The organism is Treponema sp. R80B11-R83G3 (assembly GCF_054786115.1).
In genome coordinates, this window is the sequence record NZ_BDHF01000257.1 from 1 (window position 1) to 1,094 (window position 1,094).

Here is a 1,094-nt window from a genome sequence, read left to right on the forward strand (position 1 = left end):
GTTAAGGCCTGTGCGGTTTAATACAGTTCTCGCAATGTCCGTTATGCGCCATGCCTCCGCCTCGGTAGCGCCAAATCTGCGGTAAATTTCCCTCATCTTTCTGCCTAAGTCCCAGTGATCAAAAGCTAGGCTCGCCGCGTGAGTTCCGTCCGCTTCTTTGCCGATTATCAAGCGCAGTAACGAAAGCAATCCGTAGCTGAGAGCGACAGAATAAAGACGCTGCCCTTTTGTATTACATTCAGTGATGCGCGTAAAGAGCGGCGAATTTAATTTGCCAACCGCCGATTTTGCCGCTCTGGTTATTCAAGAAAATTACCAAAGTGAAGATTTCAGGCGCATTTTGGGAATCAATATTTTTAACGATGTCGCATGGTTTAACAAAGAGGGATTTGAAGACGCGTTATTCTACTCGTCAGTATTTTTCATGGTAGAAAGTGACAGCATAGTGAAAATCCCGATTGATGATAGAATCGACCGCATTGCCAAAATCTACGAAGTTCTTATCAAAGCCGAAGAAAAAGCGGAATATCGTTTTGATAACCTCATCGAAATTTTAACGTCAAAGCTCTCAAAAGCCAAAATAATCGCCGGAAAAGCGACAACTGCCTCGAAGAAGACTGAGGCGAAGGTGAAGACTGAAGCAAAGAAAACTGAACCAAAGATTGAAGCGAAGGTGGAGATTGTTGCGAAGAAAACTGAGCCAAAGACGGAAGCGAAGGTGGAGGCTGTTGCGAAGAAAATCGAGCCAAAGACGAAAGTGGAAGCGAAGACTGACACGAAGAAAACTGAGGTTAAGACAGAAGCGAGGACTGAGGCGAAGAAGACTGAGCCGAAGAAGACAGAGCCAAAAGCGAAAACTACCGCGAAGAAAACTGAGGTTAAGGCTAAGACTGCTACGAAGAAGGCTGAACCTAAAACGAAAGCTAAGTCTGCTGTGAAGAAGACCGAACCTAAGGTAAAAGCGAAGACTGTTGTAAAGAAGACTGAGCCAAAAGTGAAAGCGAAGCCTGCTACTGCTGCTAAGAAAACTAAGCCAAAGACAAAAGCGAAAACCGGTAAAAAGAAAAAGTAACGTTTTTATAAGTGTGTTTATA

Annotated in this window: 2 protein-coding genes; one reads left to right on the plus strand and one right to left on the minus strand. The window is 44.1% G+C overall.

Features of this window, described 5'->3' with window-relative positions; genetic code table 11:
• On the minus strand, positions 1 to 189 hold a 189-nt coding region (locus ACYVRH_RS13125; RefSeq protein WP_461257344.1), incomplete at its 3' end, for a hypothetical protein.
• A gap of 52 nt (positions 190 to 241) precedes the next feature.
• Between ACYVRH_RS13125 and ACYVRH_RS13130 the strand changes: the two genes are divergently transcribed.
• Entirely contained in the window at positions 242 to 1,072 is an 831-nt protein-coding gene (locus tag ACYVRH_RS13130; protein ID WP_461257345.1) for a hypothetical protein, read from the plus strand.
• The last annotated feature ends 22 nt before the right edge of the window (positions 1,073 to 1,094 follow it).